Source organism: Aliidiomarina sedimenti (assembly GCF_003986955.1).
GTDB classification, from domain to species: domain Bacteria; phylum Pseudomonadota; class Gammaproteobacteria; order Enterobacterales; family Alteromonadaceae; genus Aliidiomarina; species Aliidiomarina sedimenti.
The window spans coordinates 42452-65657 of sequence record NZ_PIPN01000001.1 but is presented as its reverse complement, the minus strand read 5'-3'; the positions used below and the strand labels follow the sequence as shown (position 1 = coordinate 65657).

Annotated in this window: 15 protein-coding genes; 7 read left to right on the top strand and 8 right to left on the bottom strand. The window is 53.7% G+C overall.

Translation table 11 applies throughout. From position 1 onward, the window contains the following. Positions 1–116: 116 nt before the first annotated feature. From CWE12_RS00260 to CWE12_RS00245, 4 genes are all read left to right on the top strand, one after another. Complete coding sequence (locus CWE12_RS00260; RefSeq protein WP_126787583.1) at positions 117–1175, top strand: efflux RND transporter periplasmic adaptor subunit; 1059 nt, start codon at positions 117–119, stop codon at positions 1173–1175. Further along, entirely contained in the window at positions 1172–4426 is a 3255-nt protein-coding gene (locus CWE12_RS00255) for an efflux RND transporter permease subunit (RefSeq protein ID WP_126787582.1), read from the top strand. The genes CWE12_RS00260 and CWE12_RS00255 overlap by 4 nt, the downstream gene beginning before the upstream one ends. Continuing rightward, a complete protein-coding gene (locus CWE12_RS00250; RefSeq protein WP_126787581.1) occupies positions 4413–7454 on the top strand; it encodes an efflux RND transporter permease subunit in 3042 nt (1013 codons plus the stop codon). The genes CWE12_RS00255 and CWE12_RS00250 overlap by 14 nt, the downstream gene beginning before the upstream one ends. A gap of 89 nt (positions 7455–7543) precedes the next feature. Beyond that, on the top strand, positions 7544–8884 hold the full coding sequence (locus CWE12_RS00245; protein ID WP_126787580.1) for a KamA family radical SAM protein: 1341 nt from the start codon (positions 7544–7546) through the stop codon (positions 8882–8884). Between the two features lie 96 nt (positions 8885–8980). Here CWE12_RS00245 and kdsB read toward each other — a convergent pair whose 3' ends face one another. The 5 genes from kdsB to CWE12_RS00220 all read right to left on the bottom strand — a co-directional run bounded on the left by kdsB (position 8981) and on the right by CWE12_RS00220 (position 15175). Beyond that, positions 8981–9742: a 3-deoxy-manno-octulosonate cytidylyltransferase gene (gene kdsB, locus CWE12_RS00240; RefSeq protein WP_126787579.1), complete on the bottom strand. Its 762-nt coding sequence runs from the start codon at positions 9740–9742 to the stop codon at positions 8981–8983. Then, positions 9739–9939 (bottom strand): Trm112 family protein, encoded by a 201-nt coding sequence (locus tag CWE12_RS00235; RefSeq protein ID WP_126787578.1) that lies wholly within the window; start codon positions 9937–9939, stop codon positions 9739–9741. Before CWE12_RS00235 ends, kdsB begins: the two co-directional genes overlap by 4 nt. Continuing rightward, a complete protein-coding gene (gene lpxK / locus CWE12_RS00230) occupies positions 9929–10960 on the bottom strand; it encodes a tetraacyldisaccharide 4'-kinase (RefSeq protein ID WP_126787577.1) in 1032 nt (343 codons plus the stop codon). Before lpxK ends, CWE12_RS00235 begins: the two co-directional genes overlap by 11 nt. After that, positions 10957–12708, bottom strand: coding sequence for a lipid A export permease/ATP-binding protein MsbA (gene msbA, locus CWE12_RS00225; protein WP_126787576.1), 1752 nt, complete (start codon positions 12706–12708; stop codon positions 10957–10959). Before msbA ends, lpxK begins: the two co-directional genes overlap by 4 nt. 73 nt (positions 12709–12781) lie before the next feature. Beyond that, positions 12782–15175 (bottom strand): DNA internalization-related competence protein ComEC/Rec2, encoded by a 2394-nt coding sequence (locus CWE12_RS00220; protein WP_126787575.1) that lies wholly within the window; start codon positions 15173–15175, stop codon positions 12782–12784. A gap of 30 nt (positions 15176–15205) precedes the next feature. Here CWE12_RS00220 and CWE12_RS00215 point away from each other — a divergent pair, with 30 nt between their 5' ends. Continuing rightward, positions 15206–15748 carry a DUF2062 domain-containing protein gene (locus tag CWE12_RS00215; RefSeq protein ID WP_126787574.1) on the top strand — a complete coding sequence of 181 codons (543 nt, stop codon included), beginning with the start codon at positions 15206–15208 and terminating at the stop codon, positions 15746–15748. A 24-nt stretch (positions 15749–15772) separates the two neighbouring features. Here the strand turns inward: CWE12_RS00215 and CWE12_RS00210 are convergent, their stop codons facing one another. The 3 genes from CWE12_RS00210 to CWE12_RS00200 are packed head-to-tail and all read right to left on the bottom strand — an operon-like array spanning position 15773 to position 18942. Next, positions 15773–17020 (bottom strand): lipoprotein-releasing ABC transporter permease subunit, encoded by a 1248-nt coding sequence (locus CWE12_RS00210; RefSeq protein ID WP_126787573.1) that lies wholly within the window; start codon positions 17018–17020, stop codon positions 15773–15775. After that, positions 17017–17703 (bottom strand): lipoprotein-releasing ABC transporter ATP-binding protein LolD, encoded by a 687-nt coding sequence (gene lolD / locus CWE12_RS00205; RefSeq protein WP_198675656.1) that lies wholly within the window; start codon positions 17701–17703, stop codon positions 17017–17019. The genes CWE12_RS00210 and lolD overlap by 4 nt, the downstream gene beginning before the upstream one ends. A 3-nt stretch (positions 17704–17706) precedes the next feature. Continuing rightward, positions 17707–18942, bottom strand: a complete 1236-nt coding sequence (locus CWE12_RS00200; RefSeq protein ID WP_126787572.1) for a lipoprotein-releasing ABC transporter permease subunit — start codon at positions 18940–18942, stop codon at positions 17707–17709. Positions 18943–19034: 92 nt separating this feature from the next. Here CWE12_RS00200 and CWE12_RS00195 point away from each other — a divergent pair, with 92 nt between their 5' ends. Together CWE12_RS00195 and mfd are read left to right on the top strand one after the other, a co-directional pair. Then, positions 19035–19640: a PilZ domain-containing protein gene (locus CWE12_RS00195; RefSeq protein ID WP_126787571.1), complete on the top strand. Its 606-nt coding sequence runs from the start codon at positions 19035–19037 to the stop codon at positions 19638–19640. Positions 19641–19700: 60 nt separating this feature from the next. Beyond that, positions 19701–23174, top strand: a complete 3474-nt coding sequence (gene mfd, locus CWE12_RS00190) for a transcription-repair coupling factor (RefSeq protein ID WP_126787570.1) — start codon at positions 19701–19703, stop codon at positions 23172–23174. The last annotated feature ends 32 nt before the right edge of the window (positions 23175–23206 follow it).

Below are 23206 nucleotides of genomic sequence, written 5' to 3'. Positions count from 1 at the left end.
CTGATGACGTGATATATCTGTTTGTTTTATAAGTAAAAAATTTAAATTTACGGGCTGGCATAAGGTTTGCTCTTGTTGTTAATAAGTCAACAACAACCGATTATCAGGAGCCTCCCATGCGAGCTTATCCACTACCAACCCTATTACTGGCGTTTTGCCTGCCCCTTCTCAGCGCCTGTCAGAATTCTGATGCGTCTACCGCGGCCGACGTCGACAGCGAACAGCAGACCCCCGCACTGCCAGTCGAAACCCATGAAGTTGACCGCGCAACCCTGTATGCCCGCTTTTCAACAACGGGGGTACTTGAAGCCCGCGAAGAAGCCGATGTGGTTGCACGGGTAAATGGTGTGATTGAAGAGATTCTGGTCGAAGAAGGTGACTTTGTAGAACGTGGCCAGATCCTGGCGACGCTGGAAAGCGAACGCTTTGAACAGGCTCGACTGCAGGCTGCAGCCGAGCTACGTGGAGTAGAGCAGGAATTAGCGCGATTGCAGCAGATGGCGCAACAGCAATTGGCCAGTGCCGATGCGGTAGAACGTTTGCAGGCCAATCGGGATACATTGAAAGCTCGCCTGCGACTGACCGAAATTGATCTCGAATCTGCCACCATTCGCGCGCCCATTAGTGGCTATATCGCAAACCGGTATGCGAAAACAGGGAACCTGATTCAGCAGCATGAACGTCACAGCCTGTTCAATATTATTGATTTAGATCTGCTTGAAACTACTTTGCATGTACCTGAACGCGACCTGGCCAAGGTCCGTAGTGGCCAGCGGGTGGAACTGCAGCTTCAGGGTATCGCTGACACTGTGACTGGTGAAGTCGCCCGGATCAGCCCCGCGGTGGACAGTGTCGCCGGAACATTTCGCGTTACGGTACAAATTAATAACCCTGAGCATCAGTTAAAAAGCGGTATGTTCGCGCGGGCGCAAATCAACTATGCACAGCACGACGACACCTTGCGCATCCCTCATTACGCTCTGCTGCGGCTCGACAGTCAAAGCTACGTCTATGTTATGGAAGACGGCCTTGCCAAACGTCGTCAGGTAACCCCGGGGTTACGTGACGGCGAATGGGTCGAAATTACAGATGGTCTCGCCGCCGGCAGCCAGGTGGTAGTCACCGGCCAAACCAACTTAACTGACAACAGCCGCATCGTGAGTGTAAATCTATGAGCCTGGTATCCGTCGCAGTGAAGCGACCTGTCACTATCGCCATGTTTACGGTTGCAGTAGTGCTTTTTGGAATGGTTAGTCTGTCACGGCTGGCGGTGACGTTACTACCCGATTTAAGTTACCCGACCCTGACCGTACGCACTGACTACCCTGGCGCCGCACCCGCCGAAATTGAACAGCTAATCAACCGCCCTATTGAAGAAAGTCTCGGCACCGTTCGTGGCATCAGTGACATAACGTCCATCGCCCGCGCCGGCCAGTCCGACGTCGTTCTGCAGTTTGCCTGGGGCACTGACATGGATATGGCAGGTCTTGATGTGCGCGAGAAACTGGACATGGTGCAGTTGCCGCTGGACGCCCCCAGTCCCATTATTCTGCGCCTTAACCCGGCTATGGACCCGATCATGAGGCTGGCCTTATCCCTACCCCCGGCGCAGCAGGAAAACGCGTCCAACGAGCAACTTCGCGCGTTACGCACCTTTGCTGACGACGATCTCAAACGCTTGCTCGAATCGACTCCTGGCGTGGCGTCCGTGCGTTTTGGCGGTGGTCTTGAGGACGAGATTCAGGTCCAGGTTGATCAGGCTGCGATGGCCCGCCTGGATATCGATATGAATACGCTGGTTCGCCGCTTGCGCGAAGAGAACCTGAATCAGGCTGGTGGACGGGTCGAAACTGAACGCTATGACTATCTGGTGCGGACACTCAATCAGTTCCGTAGTCTGGAAGAAATTGAATCGCTCTATATCGCATCACGCAACGGCCGTCTGATACAACTAAAAGATATCGCCAGTGTTAGCGCAGGGGCGAAAGATCGCACCTCGATCACCCGGCTTAACGGAGTCGAATCGGTTGAAGTATCACTCTACAAAGAAGGCGATGCCAATACTGTTGCGGTGGCAAGCTCTGTGCGCCAGCGTCTCGACCTGATCAATCAGGAGTTACCCCGTGGCTACCAGCTCACACTGGTGAGTGATCAGTCAACATTCATTGAAAGTGCGGTCAGCGAAGTGAAGAATAATGCCCTGATTGGCGGCGTTCTGGCGATGCTGGTTATCTACTTTTTCCTGCAACGGCTATGGCCGACTATAATTGTCTCGCTGGCTATTCCGGTGTCGGTTATTGCCGCGTTTATGCTTATGCATGCGGCCAGTGTCAGTCTCAATATTATGTCGCTCGGGGGGATAGCACTGGCGGTTGGACTTCTGGTCGACAACGCCATTGTGGTACTTGAAAATATTGCCCGTCGCCGCGATGCCGGCGACGGTGTCGAGCAGGCCGCTGATCAGGGCACCCGCGAAGTAAGCGCCGCCATTACCGCCTCGACACTAACCACCCTGGCTGTATTTGTGCCGTTAATTTTTGTTGTCGGTCTTGCTGGCCAGTTGTTCCGTGATCAGGCGTTAACGGTTACATTTGCCCTTGCCGCTTCATTATTGGTAGCCCTCACGCTGATTCCCATGCTTGCATCACGCCAGCCAGGCAGCACCGGGACTGCTGGCTTCTCAGACCCTGCTTCAGTGAAACGGCCACGAGGCTGGCGCTGGCTACCTTATCTGTTGCTGACCCTGCCATGGCGACTAGTTAGTTTCTGGTTGCCAGTCTATTGTATTGCAGCGCTGCGCTTTATTGGTCGCGGCATAACAGCCCTGAGCCAGGCATTGGTCAAGCCCCTGTTAGCGGCTTTCAATTACCTGTTTAACGCTTGCAGTAGCCGCTACCAATCAATTCTACGTTCGAGCCTGAACCGACCAAAGTCGGTTGCCGCCCTGATTGCACTGGTTGCTGGTCTTTGCCTGGCTTTAACGCCAAGACTGGGTAGTGAACTGATGCCCGACATGGCACAACATGAATTCTACTTTGATATCGAGCTTCCTCACGGTAGCCATATCAGCCAAACAGATGCGGTGCTGACCAGTTTGCAAGAGCAACTCACAGATCCCGCTATCGCCTACAGCTATAGCATTGCCGGGATCGGCAGTCTGCTGAACCCTGATGCAAGTCAGGGTGGCGACTACTGGGGTCGTTTGCAAGTGGTCCTGCAAGCTGACGCCGCGGCTGATGCGCAGCAGCATATTCAGCAGCAACTGCGCGAGGCGCTGCAACGCCACCCCGGGGTCAGCGGACGCATTGCACAACCGGAACTCTTTACTATTGAACAGCCGCTGGTGATTGAATTGTCCGGTTACAATCTGTCACAACTGGCACAAGCCAGCGACCAGGTGCGCGAGGCACTGAGCAGCCATGCCCAGTTCAGCGATATTCAAACCACCCTGCGCCCGGGTCAGCCCGAGCTGGAAGTCCACTTTGACCATGCCCGACTCAGTCAGGTTGGATTGACTGCCGCGCAGGTCGCAGAATTGCTAGCGCTACAAGTAGGCGGCCGGGTTGCCACCCAATACAACCTGGATGACCGCCAGATTGATATCCGGGTGCGGCTGGCCGAACAGGACAGAACCAGCCTCGAGGCTATCGAGAACTTAATTATTAACCCCGGTGCTGAGCGCGAGTTACCCCTGCGCGCGGTGGCCGATATTACCCAAAGCACAGGGCCGGGCGAAATCACCCGGGTTGCCCAGCAACGCGTTGCCCTGATCAGCGCTAGCCTGAGCAGTGGCGATTTAGGCCAGGCCAGTGAGCGCATTCAACAGATACTGAGCGAGCTGACCTTACCTGCTGGTGTTGACGCTCGTTTAGGCGGACAGAGTGAAAGTCAGCAACAGGCTTACAAATCCCTGATGCTGGCCTTGGCTCTGGCTGTGTTTCTGGTGTATCTGGTCATGGCTTCTCAGTTTGAAAGTTTTGCTCACCCCCTGTTAATCATGTTCAGTGTGCCTTTAGCCGCGGCAGGCTCCGTGCTGGGCTTATGGCTCACCGGGACCTATCTGAGTGTGGTGGTCTTTATTGGCTTGATCATGCTGGCCGGCATTGTAGTTAACAACGCCATCGTCCTGGTGGACCGCATTAATCAGTTGCGTGCTCAGGGGGTGGCCCGGCTGGCCGCTATCCAGCAAGCGGGGGAACAACGATTACGCCCGATCATGATGACCACCTTAACCACCATTCTGGGTTTGTTACCACTCGCACTCGGTGCCGGTGAGGGGTCGGAAATGCGCAGTCCCATGGCTGTTACTGTTATTTTTGGGTTGCTCTTCGCCAGCATCCTGACCCTGGTTTTTATTCCGGTGCTCTATGCGATTTTTGACCGCAAGTCATTCTCTACCGGGGAGCAATACGATGTCATCCACTAACTCAGCGTCAGCAGCCTTAACCCGTTGGGCACTACGTCGCCCGGTCACCGTTTGCATGGTGTTTTTCAGCATGCTGGTGCTCGGAATGCTGGCAACCCGGCTGCTGCCATTGGAAAAATTTCCTGGTGTCGACATTCCGCAGATTATGGTTCAGGTGCCCTACCCGGATGCCTCCCCGGCGGAGGTTGAACGACTCATTACCCGCCCCCTCGAAGAAGCCCTGGCTGGCATGAGCGGTATTGTCGAAATGCGCTCCTTTTCGCGCGAAAACGGCACCGATATCGTGCTCGACTTCCGTTGGGACGAAAATATTAATGCCCGCAATATTGAAGTCCGGGAGCAGATTGACAGTGTGCGTCACCTGTTACCTGCTGACGTCGAGCGCGTGTTTGTCTTTCAGTTCAGTACCGACGACATGCCGGTGTTTCAGCTCCGCATCAGCAGCGAGATCGACCTGCAGTACGCCTGGGATCTGCTCGAGCGCACACTGAAGCGACCGATGGAGCGAGTTGCTGGCGTCTCCCGGGTTGAGCTCTATGGTGTCGACAAACGGGATATTGTTATCCGTCTGCGCCGGGACGACATGGCGGCTTTGAACGTGGACCCCGCGTTGCTGCGCCAGCGCCTGCAACAAGCCAATTTCACTCTGACCGCTGGCTATCTTGACGACGATCAGCAGCGGATACTGGTCAATCCGGTTGGCCAGTTCGAGTCTCTCGACGACATTGGAGCACTGCAGTTAACCTCTCAGTTGCGCCTGAGTGATGTCGCCGATGTCGACTACGAGTTACCCCGTCGTCGCGATGGCCGCCATTTTAATCAGTCCTATGCAATTGGCATGAACGTGTACAAGGAATCGACCGCGAATCTGGTGGACGTGTCTGCACGCGCTCTGGAAGTCGTTGAAGCCGCGCGCCAGCACCCTGAGTTTGCCAATATTGACCTGATGCTGATGGATGACACCGCCGCGAGCGTTAAATCGTCACTCAATGATTTGCTGTGGGCCGGATTGCTCGGCGCTTTGTTGTCAATTATCGTACTCTACGCCTATCTGCGTCATGCCATTACCACCCTGATCGTTGTGGTCTCTGTGCCGGTCGCCATCTTTCTAACCCTCGCCGCGATGTACTTGCTTGGCTATAGCCTGAATATCCTGTCGATGATGGGACTGATGCTGGCGGTTGGTATGCTGGTCGACAACGCCGTGGTGGTCACTGAAAGTATTCAACAGGAAGGTGACGCCGAGCGTGGCATCAGCAAAGTTGCCCTGGCCGTGATTGCGGGCACCCTGACCACTGCTATTGTCTTTTTACCCACTGTATTCGGTGCCAAAATAGAAATCACCGTACTTCTTGAACATGTTGCAGTGGCCATTTGCATATCATTGCTGGCATCACTCCTGGTTTCGCAGACATTAATTCCTTTACTAATTAGTCGCCTTCCTTCGCGACTTATGCAGGAAAAGCCCCGTAAAGCCCGGATCAAGGCATTTTATTTGTCGACCCTGCGCTGGAGTCAGCGTCATCCAAAAGTAACCAGCCTCGCAATGCTGCTCGTTCTGCTTGCCAGCCTGTTTCCTTTCAGCCAGACCAGTAGTGACCAGGCAGATGTCGCCTACAATGACCGCCTTATTCTCAACTACCATCTCAACGGGCAGTACCGGCTTGACGAAATCCGCCAGGAAGTTGCGCGCATGGAGGCCTATCTATACGAGCATAAAGAGGCATTTGAAATCGACCATGTTTATTCCTACTTCGCGACCAACCATGCGTTTTCGATGCTGTTACTAAACCCGGAGCGAAGCCAGTCAGTGGCTGAGATCCAAAATCGGGTGCGCGAAAACTGGCCGCTATTGGTCCGCAGCGAACCGCAGTTTGGCTGGCAAGGTAACAATCAGGGAGTCCGTGTCACCCTGACCGGAGCGTCGACTTCAACACTGCAAACGCTGGCGGACGAGCTGATTCCTTTACTGGCCGGCATCGAGGGGCTTACCGACGTGCGCTCCGAGGCTGAAAGTACTCAGCAGGAACTGCAAATCAGATTACAGGCCGCGCAGCTACACCGCCTGGGGCTTACCAGCCAGGAGGTGGCTGCCATTTTAAGCACAGCACTGAGAGGCGATCAGTTGCGCTCGTTTCGTCACGACCCCAGCGGTGAGCTGCGGATCCGCCTCACCTATGACCGCGAACTTGAGACCTCACTCAGCGCCATTCGCGAACTGGTGGTGCATCAATACCAGGGCCAGCCGATTACCCTGCAACAGGTCGCCGACATCGAACTGCAACCCAGGCTTACCGACATCCGACGGGTGAACCGGGAAACGGCAGTCCGCATTGGTGCCAACCTCAATGAGATGACTATGCAGGAGGCGAGTGTTGCGTTAACGGAGGTGCTGGAACAGGTACACCTGCCAGATGGCTATCGCTGGAGTCTGGACGGTGGATTTCGTAATTTCGAAGAAACCAGCAGTGTTATGCAGGTCAATATGCTACTCGCGCTGTGCCTGATTTATTTGGTGATGGCGGCCTTGTTTGAATCATTGCTGCTGCCCAACGCGGTGATTGGCTCGTTGTTGCTGGCCATAGCGGGAGTATTCTGGGGGCTATGGATAACCTCGACATCCCTCGACATGATGGTCATGATCGGCATGCTGATCTTAATGGGTGTGGTGGTTAACAACGGTATTGTGCTGGTCGACCGGATCAATCAGCTCTATCCTGAATTGGCACTGGAAGATGCAATCATGGCTGCGGCAGACCAGCGGGTGCGCCCGATCATGATGACGGTCAGTACCACGGTGTTAGGGTTACTGCCGCTGGCTCTGGGCACTACCCAAATCGGTGGCGACGGACCACCCTATGCGCCGATGGCCATCGCGATTATCAGTGGCTTACTGTTTTCGACCTTCACCAGTCTGTACTTCGTGCCACACGCCTATCATCGACTTTTAGTCTGGCGCGCGCACTGGATTAATGTAGTCCGATACAGCGCTAGCTCAATGCGAGCACGGGCTTCGGCCAAAGGCTGATATGCTGGTCGGTTTGCTGTATACTATGCCGCCTTTATCGGGATCATCCTTTCGCTTACGCGAACGAAAAACGGGGAAGATAAGCATTTATGCAGCAAGTAGTTAACGTCCAACCGCCACAATTTCTGCCGCGCAAATTTAAGGTGTACCAGCATCGCCAGCTCGACAAGATCGAGGCATTGCAGCACATTCCAAAAGAGATGCTGTTTGAAATGAAAGTGGTTGCCAACGTATTGCCTTTTCGGGTCAACGAATACGTGTTCAACGAACTGATTGACTGGGATAAAGTTCCAAATGACCCAGTCTTTCAGCTGGTTTTTCCGCAGCGTGAAATGATCGACCCAAGCGCCTACGACCGCATGGCGGATCTCATGAAACAAGGCGGCAGCACGCAGGAAATTTTCGAACTGGCTGAACAGTTGCGCGCGGAAATGAATCCGCACCCGGCTGGTCAGGTTGAAATGAACGTGCCGACCATAGACGGCGAACCGTTGCGCGGTATGCAGCACAAATACCGTGAAACGGTACTCTTTTTCCCATCTCAGGGCCAGTACTGTCATTCCTACTGCACCTTCTGCTTCCGCTGGGCGCAATTTGTCGGCAAATCAATGCGGATGAATTCAAATGACGCCGAGTCGTTGCACAATTACCTGGCTGCCCACGACGAAGTCACTGACCTGCTGATGACTGGCGGCGACCCTATGGTAATGCGGACTAAAAAGTTACGTGAATACCTTGAGCCACTCACTGAATCACGCTTCGATCATGTGCAGACGGTCCGTATTGGTAGTAAATCGCTGACCTTCTGGCCATACCGGTTTGTCACTGACCCCGATGCGGAAGAACTGCTGGCACTGCTGGAAAAACTGGTGAAAGCTGGCAAGCATGTGTCGTTTATGGCGCATTTTAATCACCCGCAGGAAATGGGGACTGAAATCTGCCATGAAGCCATTCGTCGTCTGCGTGCGACCGGTGTGCAAATCCGTTGCCAGGCGCCATTGCTTAATAACCTGAATAACGACCCGGGTGCCTGGGCGCAAATGTGGCAGGAACAGGTTCGTCTGGGAATGGTTCCTTATTACATGTTCATTGAACGTGACACCGGTGCTAAGCGCTATTTTGAAGTGCCGTTGTATCGCACCTGGGAAATTTTCCGTGATGCGTATAAACAGGTTTCAGGCCTTGCCCGCACTGTACGTGGTCCATCCATGTCGGCAGGCCCCGGCAAAGTGGAAATTCAGGGTGTGAGTGAAATTCACGGCGAAAAAGTCTTCGTCCTGCGTTTTATTCAGGCGCGCAATCCGGACTGGGTCCAACGCCCGTTCTTTGCTAAGTTCGATGAAACTGCGACCTGGCTTAACGATCTAAAACCGGCATTCGGCGAAGAGAAGTTTTTCTGGCAGGACGAGTATAATTCGATGCAGGGCTAGCCTGCCCATTTAGCAAGGTACCCCTACAAAAATGCCGCACTCCAATGGAGCGCGGCATTTTTTATGCTTCATATTGCAATCGTTATGACCAAGAGGCTATTTGCTGAAGGTCTGTCTGATACGCTCAAGATCATCCGGGGTATCGATCCCGGCCGGTGGCTCAATGATCGCCTGGGCCACATGAATACGTTCACCGTACCAAAGCACCCGCAATTGCTCCAGTGACTCAAGCTGCTCGACCGGGCTTGCGTCCCATTCCGCATAGCGATGAATAAACCCAGCGCGATAGGCATAAATACCAATATGGCGCAGGTAATGGTCCGCTAATTCAATCTTGCTGTCCGGCTTCGCCATAAACTGCTCACGGTCATAGGGGATAGGCGCACGACTAAAGTACAGCGCATAGCCACTGCCATCGAGGACTACCTTGACCGTATTCGGGTTAAACACATCTTCCACCGACTCCATCGGTACCGCCAGTGTCGCCATCGGCGCATTGCGCTGCGAAGCCAGGTTCTCGGCCACCTGCCGGATAATCTCAGGCGGGATCTGGGGCTCATCGCCCTGCACATTGACCACCACTTCGTCATCGGCCAGCGCCAGTAACTCAATTACTTCAGCCAGTCTTTCGGTCCCTGAGCGATGCTCGGTGGAGGTCATCATAGCGTGACCACCGAAACTTTTTACCGCCTCTTTAATCCGCTGGTCGTCTGTGGCGACCACCACTTCCGCGGCACCACTTTCCAGTGCCCGTTCATAGACATGCTGGATCATCGGCTTGCCTGCTATCTCAGCCAGCGGCTTGCCAGGTAACCTGGACGAGTCGTAGCGTGCCGGGATAACTACGGTAAAACTCATAAACTATCTACCTTCTTCATTTCTTCGCTGTTCAGTGAACGCGCCGCGTCGGCAAGTAAGGCTGGGATCCCTTCGTTCACCGGGTACGCCAGTTGCTCACCACGACACACCAGCTCAGTTTTCTCTGCATTCCACACCAGTTTACCTTTGCAGGATGGGCAGGCAAGAATAGCCAGTAGATTCGCATTAATGGTCATTGTTAAGGCCTCGTATCTGTTGAATAAGCGCAGCATTAAAAGATTCAGGCAATTGCGCAGCCACTTTCAGATAATACCAATGCGGTCGGGCAAAACTGCGGCATTTCACTGCGTCTTTTTCGGTCATTACCACCGGATAAAGGTTACTGACATTGAAAAAATCACTGGCACTAAAATGATGGTGATCATCAAACACCCGCGTTTCCATGATGTCCAGCCCTTCGCCACTGAGCAAATTAAAAAAGCGCTTTGGATTACCAATGCCTGCCACAGCAACCACTGATTCACCGTCCGGGGTTTCTATTTCACTGCCATCAGTGACCCGTCGCCAGCCCTGCGCGGCAATTTGCATAGCGACTGGCGGCTTATGTTTAGCCAGCTTAGGCAACACCTTAGCCGCATGCTCAGTGTCTTTTGCTCCGTTAATCAGCACATGGTCGGCTCGTTTCAGCCGTCGCCAGCCTTCGCGTAAAGGCCCGCATGGCATTCGCCATCCATTCCCCAGCCCGCGTGCCGCGTCAACCACAGCCAACTCAATGTCCCGGCCCAGACGATAATGTTGTAAACCGTCATCACTTAAAACGACATCGACATCATTTTGCTCGGTTAATATCTTTACCGCCTCAGCACGTTTTGGCGCCACCACGACCGGCACCCCGGTAACAACCGCCATCATATAAGGTTCATCACCCACCTGTGCCGGATTCGAGTCAGCGTTAACCTGCTGCGGAAAGGGTCCTTCGCCGCGATATCCGCGGGACACGATGCCAGGCTTGAAACCATTCGCCTGTAGTAGTTCCACCAGAGCCATCGTCAGGGGCGTCTTACCTGTCCCCCCCACGCTGATATTGCCAATCACAATCACCGGCACATCGGCCTGATACGTCTTTCTGAGACGCAAACGGAACAGCAAACGGCGTAATCCACTTACCAGGATAAAAAACCAGGTTAGCGGGATACACCACCACAACCACGGACTTAAATGTCGCTTATACCAAAGCCGGTTTACCTTCTCACTCACTCCAAACCACCAAACTGCATATTGTGGAGTTGAGCGTAGGCGCCGCCCTGACTCACAAGATCATCATGGGTACCACGTTCGATCACCCGGCCATGTTCCATCACTAGTATTTCATCCGCATTCTCAATGGTCGACAGGCGATGCGCAATCACCAGCGAGGTTCTGTTTTGCTGCAAGTTGTCCAGCGCCTGTTGGATATGGCGTTCTGATTCGGTATCCAGCGCCGAGGTTGCCTCATCCAGAATAAGTACTGGCGCATCCCGCAATAACGCCCGGGCAATGGCAATACGCTGCCGTTGTCCACCGGACAGCATGACACCATTCTCACCCGCCATGGTATCCAGTCCGTTCGGCAGACTATCGGTAAATTCGTTGACATAGGCCAGGCGCACGGCTTCTTCGATACGCTCTTTACTGACATTGCCAGCAGCCCCGTAGGCAATATTATTGGCAATGGTATCGTTAAACAGGGTGACACTTTGCGACACCACGGCGAACTGGCGACGCAGTGATTTTAAGGTGTACTCGCGGATATCATGGCCATCCAGTTCAATACTGCCTGTCTCATAGTCATAAAAACGCGTCAGCAATGAAGAAATGGTCGACTTACCGCTGCCGGATCGCCCTACCAAAGCCACGCTATGGCCCGCCTTGACCGAAAAGCTGACATTCTTAAGTGCTGGCTCTTCGGTATCAGGGTAGCTAAAGGTGACGTCTTTGAAATGGATCTCACCCTGCGCACGGTCCAGCACCCGCTTGCCAGTGTCGACTTCTTTTTTCTGATCGAGCACCGCAAAAATACTCGCCGCAGCCGCCAGACCACGCTGGAAATCTGCATTCACGTTGGTCAGCTGTTTAAGCGGACGCAGCAACATGATCATGGCGGTCAGCAAGGCGGTAAATGCACCCGGCGTGAGGTCATCCAGCATGGTGGGTAAGCTGGCGATAACCAGAACCATCGACAGGCTCAGCGACGCAATTAGCTGAATAACAGAGGTACTGACAGCACGGGTGCTGACCAGCTTCATATTCTGCTGACGGGTGTCATTATTTATCTCATCGAAACGCTCAGCTTCACGCTTCTGCCCTTCGAACATCACCACTACCTGATGCCCGTTGATCATCTGTTCGGCAGTAGTGGTTACATTACCCATCGCGGTCTGAATACGGCTACTCACCTGACGGAAACGACGTGAAACCACAGACACGACTTTGCCAATTAGCGGCCCAATCAACAGAAATACAATCGACAACTGCCAGCTGTGATAAATCATCAGGCCTAGCAGGCCAATGACAAAGGCTCCTTCACGTATTAACGTCAATAACGCTTTGCTGCATGCTTCAGCCAATTGCTGGGTGTCGTAGGTGATCTTTGAAATCAGTTCGCCGGTCGAGACCTTATCGTGATAGGACACCGGTACCCGCATCAGATGTTCAAACAGCTGCTGCCGCATAACCGTCACAATACGAAAGCCGACATAACTTAAAAAGTAAGTCGAAATAAAGTTAAAGAAGCCCCGCAACAGGAACACAAAAGGCACAAATAACGCACCATAGAGAAGAATGGTCGGGTTACTCTGACCAAGACCGTCGTCTATCAGGGTTTCAATGTGATAAAAGAAAAATGTATCGACGCCAGCATACCCAATCATTCCGATAACTGCTGCGGCAAAAGCCAGGCGGTACGGCCTCAGGTACTTTACTAAGCGACGGAATGTTTGTTGTCGAACTGCTTTTTTTGAATCCATGCATTTGCCATATATAAAAAAAGACTGCGGCATTTTACCTGAAAGGTAGGCCATGTGACCAGCGCCAGGGACCTCAAGGTAATTGATTGAACCAAAAACGTCCATAATGCTGACGGTATGTGTAGACCTTCCACTGCGCTGGCTGACCTTCTGATGGCCGCCAAAGCATTGAGACCTGTCCCTCTTCAGCACTGCTATACAGCGCCACCCCGGCGTTATTAAAACGTTCAAGCACGTCCGCATGGGGCATATTAAAACGACTCAGATAACCGCTACTGAGCAATGCCCACTGTGGTTTCACCGCGTCGAGAAACAAATGATGACTGGAGGTGTTTGAGCCATGATGAGGCACCAACAACACATCGCTTTGTAAGCGGTCAGCATAGCGCTGAACCAGACGAAACTCGGCAACTCGTTCAATATCGCCGGGTAACAGTACCTTTGTGCCCCGGTAACTAAGCTGAATAACGCAGCTTTCGTTGTTAACTCCGTAGGAAAAATCAGCCGGTGCCGCGGGCAGAGGCGCTAACGCAATGAAACGCACATCTTGCCAAAGCCATTGCTGACCCCACTGGCAAGGCCAGTATGCTCCTTCGGTATCCAGCACCGTCATCTTCGGGTAGGCGGCTAACAATGCGTGCGCACCCCCAGTATGATCGCGATGCCGGTGGGTTAGTACCAGTACATCAGGGGTTAAACCGCGTCGACGCAGGAAAGGAATAATAACCCGGTCGCTGAGATGCCCGTCAATGCCAAACCCGGGACCACTATCAACCAGCATCGCCCGACCCGCTCGTTCAATGACCAGCGCACTGCCCTGCCCGACATCCAGCATATGCAACCATAACCTGGGGTCACTCTCTCGCCACCAGCTATACCGCCCATATAGCAACAGCAAACTGGCCAGGCATGCAGCAAGTACAAGTTGTTGTAATTGCCCAGACCACAGGCTGTAGCGGCAGAGTATCCCCGCAAGGAACAACGTGGCCAGCCCCGGCATTGCCAAAGGCCACCACGCCGCGGGTTGTATCCAGGTCAACAGCGACCATACGAACTGGAGTATGCAATCGCTTACCTGAAGGCACAGCGTCGCTATTGTCGGTGCCAGAGGAAACAACAGTGCCGCAAGTAAGGTTAATGGCAGCACAGCAACACTGAAAACCGGCACTACTAGAAGATTGGTCAGCGGTGCCAGCCAGGAAAACCCCTGAAAAAACACCACCGAGAGCGGCAGTAGCATAAGCGTTAGCATCACTTCAAGCCGACTAAGCTGGAACAGACCCTGCCGCCATCGACTAATCAGGCTGCCATGCACAGGCGCAACTGGCAGCCGCCAGAGCCAGCTAAAGATAGCGGCCACCGCCCCCACCGACAGCCAGAAACCCGCATCAAGAAACGCCAGCGGGTCAAAAATCAGCAGTAGAACCACCGCACGCAGCAAGAGCCTCAGGCTACTGAGGCGTTTGGCCCCAAGTCGCAACGCAATCATCAGGCTGATTAACAATAAGGCTCGTAAGGTGGCGACCGCAAATCCCGCCAACATGGCATAGCCAAGCGCCGCCAACCACGCGGTCAGCAAAGCCAGATACAGTATATTTAACCGCGCTGAGAAAGCTCCCGGTAGCCGGTAGAGGCAAAACCCCAGAATCCCGCGCGACAGTAACAAGGTGAAGCCAAAAACCATGCTAAGGTGTAAACCTGAGATCGCCATCAGATGCGCAACGCCGGTCTGTTGCAGCAACTGCCATTTCTGTTGACTAATCCATTGCCGCTCGGCGAGCACCAGCGCCATCAGGATATCGGCATGGTTAAGCTCACTCCGACGCGCTGAAAACTGATCATACAGAGACTGACGAGCACGTGCATTGATCGAACTCGCGGCAGATAATCTGTTACCCGCGGTAATATAACCAGTCGCCCGCACGCCGTGTCGCAGAAGGTAAGCCTGGTAGTTAAAAGCGCCCTGATTCAGGCTGCTGACCGCCGGTCGAAGGCGGACCTCAAAGCGCCATAGTTCACCCAGCCGAGGTACAGGCCCCTGCGGCTCGTACCAGTCGAGTTGTATCCTCGGCTGCGGTCCCGGTTGCGCCTGAGGCCAGTCTGCGGGCCCTTGTAGCAAACGGCCCGTAAAGCGCCAGCGTAACTCGTTCTCTTCGACTATGCTGTCTACACGAAGGGCAATGGGAAGTGGCTGTCGATAATCTTTAACAGGTAAATTCCAGCTTTGCGCCGCTTTGCCATTGATTAAGGACCACTGGATACCGCACAATAGGCCGAGTGTCACAATCAAAAGCGAACGTAACCAAGCCGGGTAACGCGTTTCGCTACCGGAAACTGCTACCAGTGGTGATTTCAGCCAGCAGAACAAAGCGATAGAAAGCAGGGTCCAGGGCCATAGCGCCCAGTCCGGTTGTAACCAGGCTGATGAAAGCGTGCCTAACAGCACGCCAGTGAACCACCAATCCATAGTAGTTACCTGTTGTAGGTGTCAGCATCCATGCCAAAAAAGACAATTCAGCGCTTTTTGCCGGACCCAAGGAAAATAGCCAGCAGTAAAGCCGTGCGCATGTTTGGTAGCGTCGCACAGCGCTCGAATTTATGGCACCTTAACCGACGCTCGGCATCACGTGCTTTTGCCATCGGCTTGTTCGTCGCCTTTTTGCCTGTCCCGGCTCAGATGATCATCGCCGCCGCAATGGCCATTTTCTTTTCCGCCAACATTCCACTGTCGGTGGCATTGGTCTGGATATCTAATCCCATTACCATGCCCCCCTTATTTTATGCGTCGTATCAGCTTGGGGCGCTCATTCTTGGCCGTCCGTCCGAGCCGTTCCTGTTTGAGCCCTCTCTCGCCTGGTTCGCTGCCAGCCTGGGTACCGTAGTCCCACCCTTCCTGCTCGGCTGCTTGTTATTAGGCGGGTTGGCCAGTTTATCGGCGTTTATTACTATCCGGATTTTATGGCGCCAGGCGGCAATAAAAGCGTGGCGCGAACGCCAGCGCCTGCGTGCCAGTAAGCGGCAACAGCGCAATGAGCAGTAGTAAGCAGAGCTGACCCAGCAGAGGTTAATCGCCTACCAGTGCTCGTGCCGGATTTACTTTGGTCGCCTTCCACGCCGGATACAAGGTTGCCAGCATACTGGTTAACAGAGCGACTCCTACCACCAGCAGCACATCAAGCCACTGCACATCGATAGGAATAGAACTGACAAAGTAAATATCGTCCGCCAGCAGCGAAAACGCGAACCAGCTTTCCAGCATCTTTAAAATTGTCGGCAACTGCCATGCTAAGAGCACGCCGCTCACTGCACCAATCAGGATCCCAATCAGTCCATTTAAGGTTCCCTGCAAGACAAACGTGCGCATAATCATCTGGTCATTTGCACCCATGGTCTTGAGAATGGCTATCTGCGAGCGTTTTTCCTGAACTACCATCACCAGGGTCGAAACGATGTTAAAACTGGCGACTGCCAATACCAGGACCAGTACCAGATACATTACGCTACGCACCAGCTGGATGTCACGGTAGAGATGTCCCTCTGTGCGTGTCCAGTCGTTGATATACGCATATTCGGACAATTGAGCAGCAATTTGACTGGCCACCACCGGAGCCTGATAGACATCGTCGAGGCGCAACCGTACGCTATTCGCTTCGCTACTCAGGCCCATAGCTTTGCGCCCTTCTTCTAAATGCAAATACGCTTGCTGGTAATCGAGCTCGCCTCCCAGGCGGTAGGTTCCGGCAAGCTCCAGGCTAAGCCGTCGTGGAGCACGTAAACTCTGACGATCACTATCAATTTGCGGGACCAGTAAATTAACCCGGTCTCCCACTTTCAGGTCCAACGATTCAGCAAGTCCGTAGCCCAGTAAAATGCCCTGCGGTTGACTGATAAATCGTTGCCAGTCCTCACTGCTGATATAGTCCGTCAGCCCGGATACACGGGGCTCAAGCTCAGGGTCGATAGCCTGCGCAGTAACCCCTTTGAAGCCCCGCCCCTGTTGGATCATGCCATTAATCAGTACCCGCGGCGCGGCCGCAATCACCCGCGGATGCTCTTCCGCGGTTGCGACCACCTGGCGCCAGTCACGCAAGCCATCTCGCACGGCTTCATACTGAACATGGGGCACCAGGCTAAGTAATTGTTCTTCCAATGCTTTCTGAAAACCATTCATGACCGAAAGCAATACAATCAGGGCGGCGCAGCCGAGCGCAATGCCTGCAGTAGAGGACGCCGAAATGAAATTTACGAATCGGTTTTTATGCTTGCTACGACGAAATCGCCGTGCCAGCAACCAGGGCAAAGCGAACTTCATCGTGGGGTTTCCTCAAGCTGACCGTTATGCAGCATGGCGCGACGCGGCAACCGGTTTGCCAGGTGCTGGTCATGGGTGACCACAATGAATGCGGTATTCAGTTGTTCATTGAGTTCCAGCATCAGGCTGTAAATGGTTTCCGCGGTGGTTTCATCAAGATTTCCGGTCGGTTCATCCGCAAGTACCAGGGCCGGCTGATTGACCAAGGCGCGGGCGATCGCAACCCGCTGTCGCTCGCCGCCGGATAGCTTTGCCGGCGCGTGCGTCATACGATGCGCCAAGCCGACGCGATCAAGCAGCTCAGCCGCCTGTTGTTTGGCCTTTGCTGGATTCATGCCACCAATCAACAACGGCATCGCCACATTTTCCAGCGCCGAAAATTCACCGAGAAGATGATGAAACTGGTAAATAAAACCGAGCTTCTGGTTGCGCCATTTGGCTCGCTGACGCTCTTTCAAACTGCTCAACGGCTGGCCCTGCATCACCACTTCGCCCGCTGTCGCGGTATCCAGACTGCCGAGAATATGCAGCAGCGTGCTTTTTCCTGAGCCCGAGGACCCGACAATTGCCATCATATCGCCAGCAGCAAGTGAAAAACTGACGTCCTGCAGCACATTGACCTGTTGCTCACCGTCGGTAAAGGTTTTACTGATATGGTTACATTGAAGCAAATTAGTCATCATCGGTTACTCGTAACGAAGGGCCTGCGCGGGCTTAATAGCCGCAGCGCGCCAGGCTGGGTAAATAGTAGCGAAAAGGGTTAATACAAGCGCCAGTAGCGCAATGCCGGTGACCTGCCATGGTTCAATCACTATGGGTAAGCCAGCACCGTCGGTGTAGGCCATGATACCGACGCCAAAGGCATCCAACAGCGGGTTCAGCAGCAGACAAAGCAAGAGACCAATCAACACCCCAAGCAGGGTTCCTATGATCCCGTTGTAAGCCCCCTGCACCAGCAACATGGCAAAGACCGCAGGACGCGACAGCCCCTGAGTCTGTAAAATGGCAATGTCATAGCGTTTATCGTGAATCACCATAACCAGCGCGGAGACCACGTTAAAAGCCGCAACCGCCACCACCAGCGTCAGCATAAAGAGCATCATCCCTTTCTCCATGCGTACCGCAGCAAATAACCGCCCGTAGCGCTCGGTCCACTGTCCGATGCGACTTTCCTCATTCACCTGTGGCGCGAGCTCGGCAGCAACCTGTTCAGCTCGGAATGCATCATCAAGGTAAAGTCGTATTCCACTGACATGCCCTTCAGAGAAGCGCAATAAGCGCGCCAGATCATCGCCGTGCATCAGTACCAGCTGGCGATCTATCTCTGCCCCTAACTCAAATTGGCCGACGACGCGGAACATACGCTGAGCCGGCATTACCCCGACTGGGGTAAACTGGCCGCCTGCAGCGGCGACAATGCGGACCTGCTCACCAACCTGAACATCCAGCCGATTGGCCAGCGGACGCCCCAGAATAATGCCGTATTCGCCCGCTTCAAGATTGTCTAAGCTACCGCGCACCATATGTCGCGTCACGACATTGTGGTCGCCTTCAAATTCCGGGTAAAGCCCTTGCAACATAACGGCATTCAACTGACCCCGCCCCTGTACCAGACCTTCAATCTGCACATAAGGACTGCTGTGTAAAACCGATTCAGGCAATTCCAGCGCTGCCCGCTGGGCCTGCCAGTCGGCCATACCTGTGCTGGCTGTAGCACTGACAGTGACCTGAGGGACGACACCGAGAATGCGATTTTTCAGCTCATTTTCAAAGCCGTTCATAACCGATGTCACCACAATAAGCGCCGCTACTCCAATCATAATCCCGAGCAAAGAGAAACGGTTAATGAAGCGGGTAAACGCGGAGCCCTGACTACTGCGGCTGTAGCGCACGCCTAAAAACAACGGAGCGGGCTGAAACATATGATTGCGCCTGTTCAAGTCTGGTTTGCTAAAGTAAAGTGTGAAAGCATAAAGACAATAAGCCCATGGCACAACTGGCAAACGAGTAACAAATGACAACTTCGACTGACCATCTGCAACAGGCGCGTGACGAATACGCCGAGTACTTCGCGATTAAAGAAGCACTCGATATCAATGTAATTCCATTGGACGACCGGACAGGTCTGCCAGATGAAGAGGTATTCCTTAGTGAGTTGCCCCTGGTCTTTCGCATGGCAGCTGAACTGCAGCAAAGGGATCAGACTGCCTGGCAACAAATCCGTTCGCTCGGCGAACCTGGCCAGGCGATTCTGAATATACTCACCCAGCAGAATCAAAAACTGAATGCGCTGCTCGGCTACCTGCTACGTTATGAAGACGACCCCGAGTGCCGCTATCAGGCGTACGAATACGGTGGCGCCGGCATTGGTTTCTATTCCAGCGAGCCATTTGAACCAGGGCAGCTTGTTCAGCTAAAACTATTTCTGAGTGCAGAATCGGCTGCCATTTTCGGTTACGGCGAGATTATCGACTGCGAGCAGAATGAAGATGGTTACCAGGTGACTGTCCTGTTTCGCCGTTTACGCGAGGAAGACCAGGAGCTGATGGTACGTGCCGCATTGCATGCCCAAACCCGGCTATTAAAAAAACGTGCAAGCGAGCGTGCAAATAAGCCCTAAACAGAACGCTTTTTGCTACACTAGCGACTTTTCCAGCATTGATCGTGTGCATTATCATTCATGGCAGCAATTTCTGTATTTCAGGCCGACGCAGTGCCGGCCAACGAGCAAGATAAAACCTGGCGCCAGTTAGAAGGCAGTAGCAGCGCACTCGCCCTGGCTTCTCTGGCAGAGCGGGAACCGCGCCGGATCTTACTGGTCACTGCTGACGCCCCTGCTGCGTATCGGCTGGAACAGGAAATTCGCTTCTTCACGCCCCGCCTGGCGCCGTATATCAGCGTATTTCCAGACTGGGAAACTTTACCCTACGACACCTTCTCGCCACACCAGGATATTATTTCCGAACGTTTACGGGTGCTGGCAACATTGCCCGAGAGCGAACAGGGTATTCTGATTGTTTCCTTAAATACCCTGCTCCACCGCATCGCCCCGCCGTCCTACGTGCAAGGCCAGGCCTTTATTCTGCAACCCGGTGATAACAAGCCGCTGGAGAAATTTCGCGCACAACTTGAACAGGCTGGCTATCGCTTTGTAAACCAGGTGATGGAACATGGCGAGTACAGTGTGCGTGGGTCGATTATTGATTTATTCCCGATGGGCGCGACCGAGCCTTTTCGAATTGATTATTTTGATGATGACATTGATAGCATCCGCCCGTTCGATGTCGACAGCCAACGCTCCGCAGCCCCGGTTGAACGCATCCATTTGCTGCCAGCACATGAATTCCCAACTGCAGACGCCGGTATCGAAACTTTCCGGCGTCAGTACCGTGAGCAATTTGACGCTTCCACAGCGCGAGAATCGGTCTATCAGCAGGTCAGCCAGGGCAGTTTGCCTGCCGGTATTGAATACTACCTGCCTTTATTCTTTGACTCTACTGCGACCTTATTTGACTACCTTCCGGACGATATCCTGTTGGTTACCCAAGGTGATTTGCAAAAGCAGATGGAGCAACTCTGGCGGGATATTGATTACCGCTATGACGACCGTCGCTGGGATAAAAACCGGCCCTTGCTTCCGCCTGGCCAGCTATTTATCCGCAGCGAAGAGCTAAACGCTGAGTTTAAACGCCGCCCGCGTATCCGCCTTGGCGTGCCGGAAGGGACCCGCCAACCAGGGCCTGTTCAGTTTGCCACCAAGGCAGTGACCGAGATTCAAATTGAGCATAAAGCCGACGACCCTCTGGCGCGGATCCGCAGCCTGTATAAAAAAGCACAGGAAAAAGGCGAACGTGTTCTTTTTGCCGTCGAATCGGCAGGCCGGCGCGAGAGTTTGCTCGAACTGCTAGGACGGGCTGGTATTCATCCCCAGGTGGTCAAAAATTTTAGCGACTTTATCCACGCAGATATCGATTCTGGCATTGTGGTTAGTTCGGTCGCACATTCATTTTATGCCCGCGACCCCGAACAAAGCCTGTGGTTTATTACTGAAAGTGAATTACTCGGCGCCAAGATCGCGCAACGCCGCCGTCAGGACAGCCGCCAGGCGGGATCTGCCGATGCCTTAATTAAAAATCTGGCTGAGCTGTCGATTGGACAGCCGGTGGTTCACCTCGACCACGGCGTTGGTCGCTACCAGGGTCTGACGACGCTGGATGCAGGTGGCACCGCCACCGAATTTTTGTGTATCGAATACGCCCAGCAATCCAAGTTATTCGTGCCAGTCGCAGCACTGCACCTCATCAGCCGTTACAGTGGCGGCGAAGAATCAAGCGCACCACTGAACAAACTGGGCAACGATACCTGGGAGAAAGCCAAACGCCGAGCCGCAGAGCGTGTCCGCGATGTTGCCGCCGAGCTGCTCGCGGTGTACGCAAAACGCGAATCCAAACCAGGCTATGCCTTTCAGGTTAGTGACAGCGACCATGCACGCTTTGCCGATGGCTTTCCATTTACCGAAACCGATGATCAGCTGCAGGCAATTCACGCTGTTCTCGCCGACATGCAGGCGCCGCGGGCTATGGACAGACTGGTCTGTGGTGATGTTGGTTTCGGTAAAACAGAAGTTGCCATGCGCGCAGCATTTACCGCCATCAACGACAACAAACAGGTGGCCGTGTTAGTGCCCACCACCCTGTTGGCGCAGCAACATTATGAGAACTTCCGCGACCGTTTTGCCGACTGGCCGGTGCGGGTCGAGGTACTGTCCCGCTTTAGAACTGCCAAACAAACCCTCGATGTGCTGGCTGACCTCGAGGCTGGCAAAGTCGATATCGTTATCGGCACTCATAAATTACTCCAGAAAGACATTAAGTTTCATGACTTAGGCCTGTTGGTGGTAGACGAAGAACACCGTTTCGGCGTGCGTCAAAAGGAGCAGGTTAAGCGTCTGCGTGCAGAAGTGGACATTCTTACCCTGACCGCGACCCCAATTCCTCGCACACTCAACATGGCGATGAACGGTATTCGTGACTTGTCTATTATCTCAACACCGCCAGCCAAGCGGCTGGCAGTGAAGACATTTGTCCGCGAATTTGACAAGGCAACCGTGCGCGAGGCGATTCTGCGTGAAGTTCTGCGCGGCGGTCAGGTCTATTTTCTCCATAACAACGTGGAAAGTATTCAGCGTACGGCAGAAATGCTCACCGAGCTGGTTCCTGAAGCGCGCGTTACCACGGCGCACGGTCAAATGAACGAGCGTGAACTTGAACGCATCATGGCTGACTTCTATCATCAACGCTTTAACGTACTGGTATGTACGACCATTATTGAAACAGGTATCGACATTCCAAGCGCCAATACCATCATTATGGACCGTGCTGACCACCTTGGCCTGGCCCAGCTACATCAGCTGCGTGGTCGTGTCGGTCGTTCACATCATCAAGCCTATGCCTACCTGCTGACACCGCATCCGAAGCGGATGACCAAAGACGCAGTGAAACGGCTAGAAGCGATCGCGCAACTGGAAGACCTCGGTGCCGGCTTTGTGCTTGCGACCCACGACCTGGAAATTCGCGGTGCCGGAGAATTACTTGGCGATGACCAGAGCGGTCAGATTGAAAGTATTGGTTTTACACTCTACATGGATATGCTGGAAGAAGCGGTTGAAGCGCTCAAGGCAGGTAAAGAACCTAGTATTGACCTGCTGCTTAAACAACAAACGGAAATTGAACTGCGCATCCCGGCCCTGCTGCCGAGCGATTACATTGCCGATGTCAACACGCGCCTTAGCCTGTATAAACGCATCGCCGGAGCACGCTCAGAGGCTGAACTGGAGGATTTGCAGATTGAAATGATTGACCGCTTTGGCCTGCTTCCTGACGCGGCTAAAAATCTCATTCGGGTCAGCGAGATCCGGCTGCGTGCAGAACCCATCGGCGTACGTAAAATTGAGATCGGTCCCCAGGGCGGGCATATTGAATTTAATCAGGACGCTAAGGTCGACCCAGCGGTCATTATTCAAATGCTGCAGCAAGACCCGGCGACCTTTGCCATGGACGGTCCGACCCGGCTTAAAGTCAAGCAGGGTGTGGAAGATACTCATTCACGGGTAAAGCTGATACAGTCAGTACTTCAGCAGTTAACCGCCGCTTAATAACCACCAGGTACGAGGAAACAGGATTGAAC

Excerpts from the sequence above, each read along its gene's own strand:
- mfd (WP_126787570.1), top strand. The coding sequence starts at position 19,701 with ATGGCAGCAATTTCTGTATTTCAGGCCGACGCAGTGCCGGCCAACGAG.
- kdsB (WP_126787579.1), bottom strand. The coding sequence starts at position 9,742 with ATGAGTTTTACCGTAGTTATCCCGGCACGCTACGACTCGTCCAGGTTA.
- CWE12_RS00195 (WP_126787571.1), top strand. The coding sequence starts at position 19,035 with ATGACAACTTCGACTGACCATCTGCAACAGGCGCGTGACGAATACGCC.
- CWE12_RS00215 (WP_126787574.1), top strand. The coding sequence starts at position 15,206 with ATGCCAAAAAAGACAATTCAGCGCTTTTTGCCGGACCCAAGGAAAATA.
- CWE12_RS00200 (WP_126787572.1), bottom strand. The coding sequence starts at position 18,942 with ATGTTTCAGCCCGCTCCGTTGTTTTTAGGCGTGCGCTACAGCCGCAGT.
- msbA (WP_126787576.1), bottom strand. The coding sequence starts at position 12,708 with ATGGATTCAAAAAAAGCAGTTCGACAACAAACATTCCGTCGCTTAGTA.
- CWE12_RS00210 (WP_126787573.1), bottom strand. The coding sequence starts at position 17,020 with ATGAAGTTCGCTTTGCCCTGGTTGCTGGCACGGCGATTTCGTCGTAGC.
- CWE12_RS00245 (WP_126787580.1), top strand. The coding sequence starts at position 7,544 with ATGCAGCAAGTAGTTAACGTCCAACCGCCACAATTTCTGCCGCGCAAA.
- CWE12_RS00260 (WP_126787583.1), top strand. The coding sequence starts at position 117 with ATGCGAGCTTATCCACTACCAACCCTATTACTGGCGTTTTGCCTGCCC.
- CWE12_RS00220 (WP_126787575.1), bottom strand. The coding sequence starts at position 15,175 with ATGGATTGGTGGTTCACTGGCGTGCTGTTAGGCACGCTTTCATCAGCC.
- CWE12_RS00250 (WP_126787581.1), top strand. The coding sequence starts at position 4,413 with ATGTCATCCACTAACTCAGCGTCAGCAGCCTTAACCCGTTGGGCACTA.
- CWE12_RS00255 (WP_126787582.1), top strand. The coding sequence starts at position 1,172 with ATGAGCCTGGTATCCGTCGCAGTGAAGCGACCTGTCACTATCGCCATG.
- lolD (WP_198675656.1), bottom strand. The coding sequence starts at position 17,703 with ATGATGACTAATTTGCTTCAATGTAACCATATCAGTAAAACCTTTACC.
- CWE12_RS00235 (WP_126787578.1), bottom strand. The coding sequence starts at position 9,939 with ATGACCATTAATGCGAATCTACTGGCTATTCTTGCCTGCCCATCCTGC.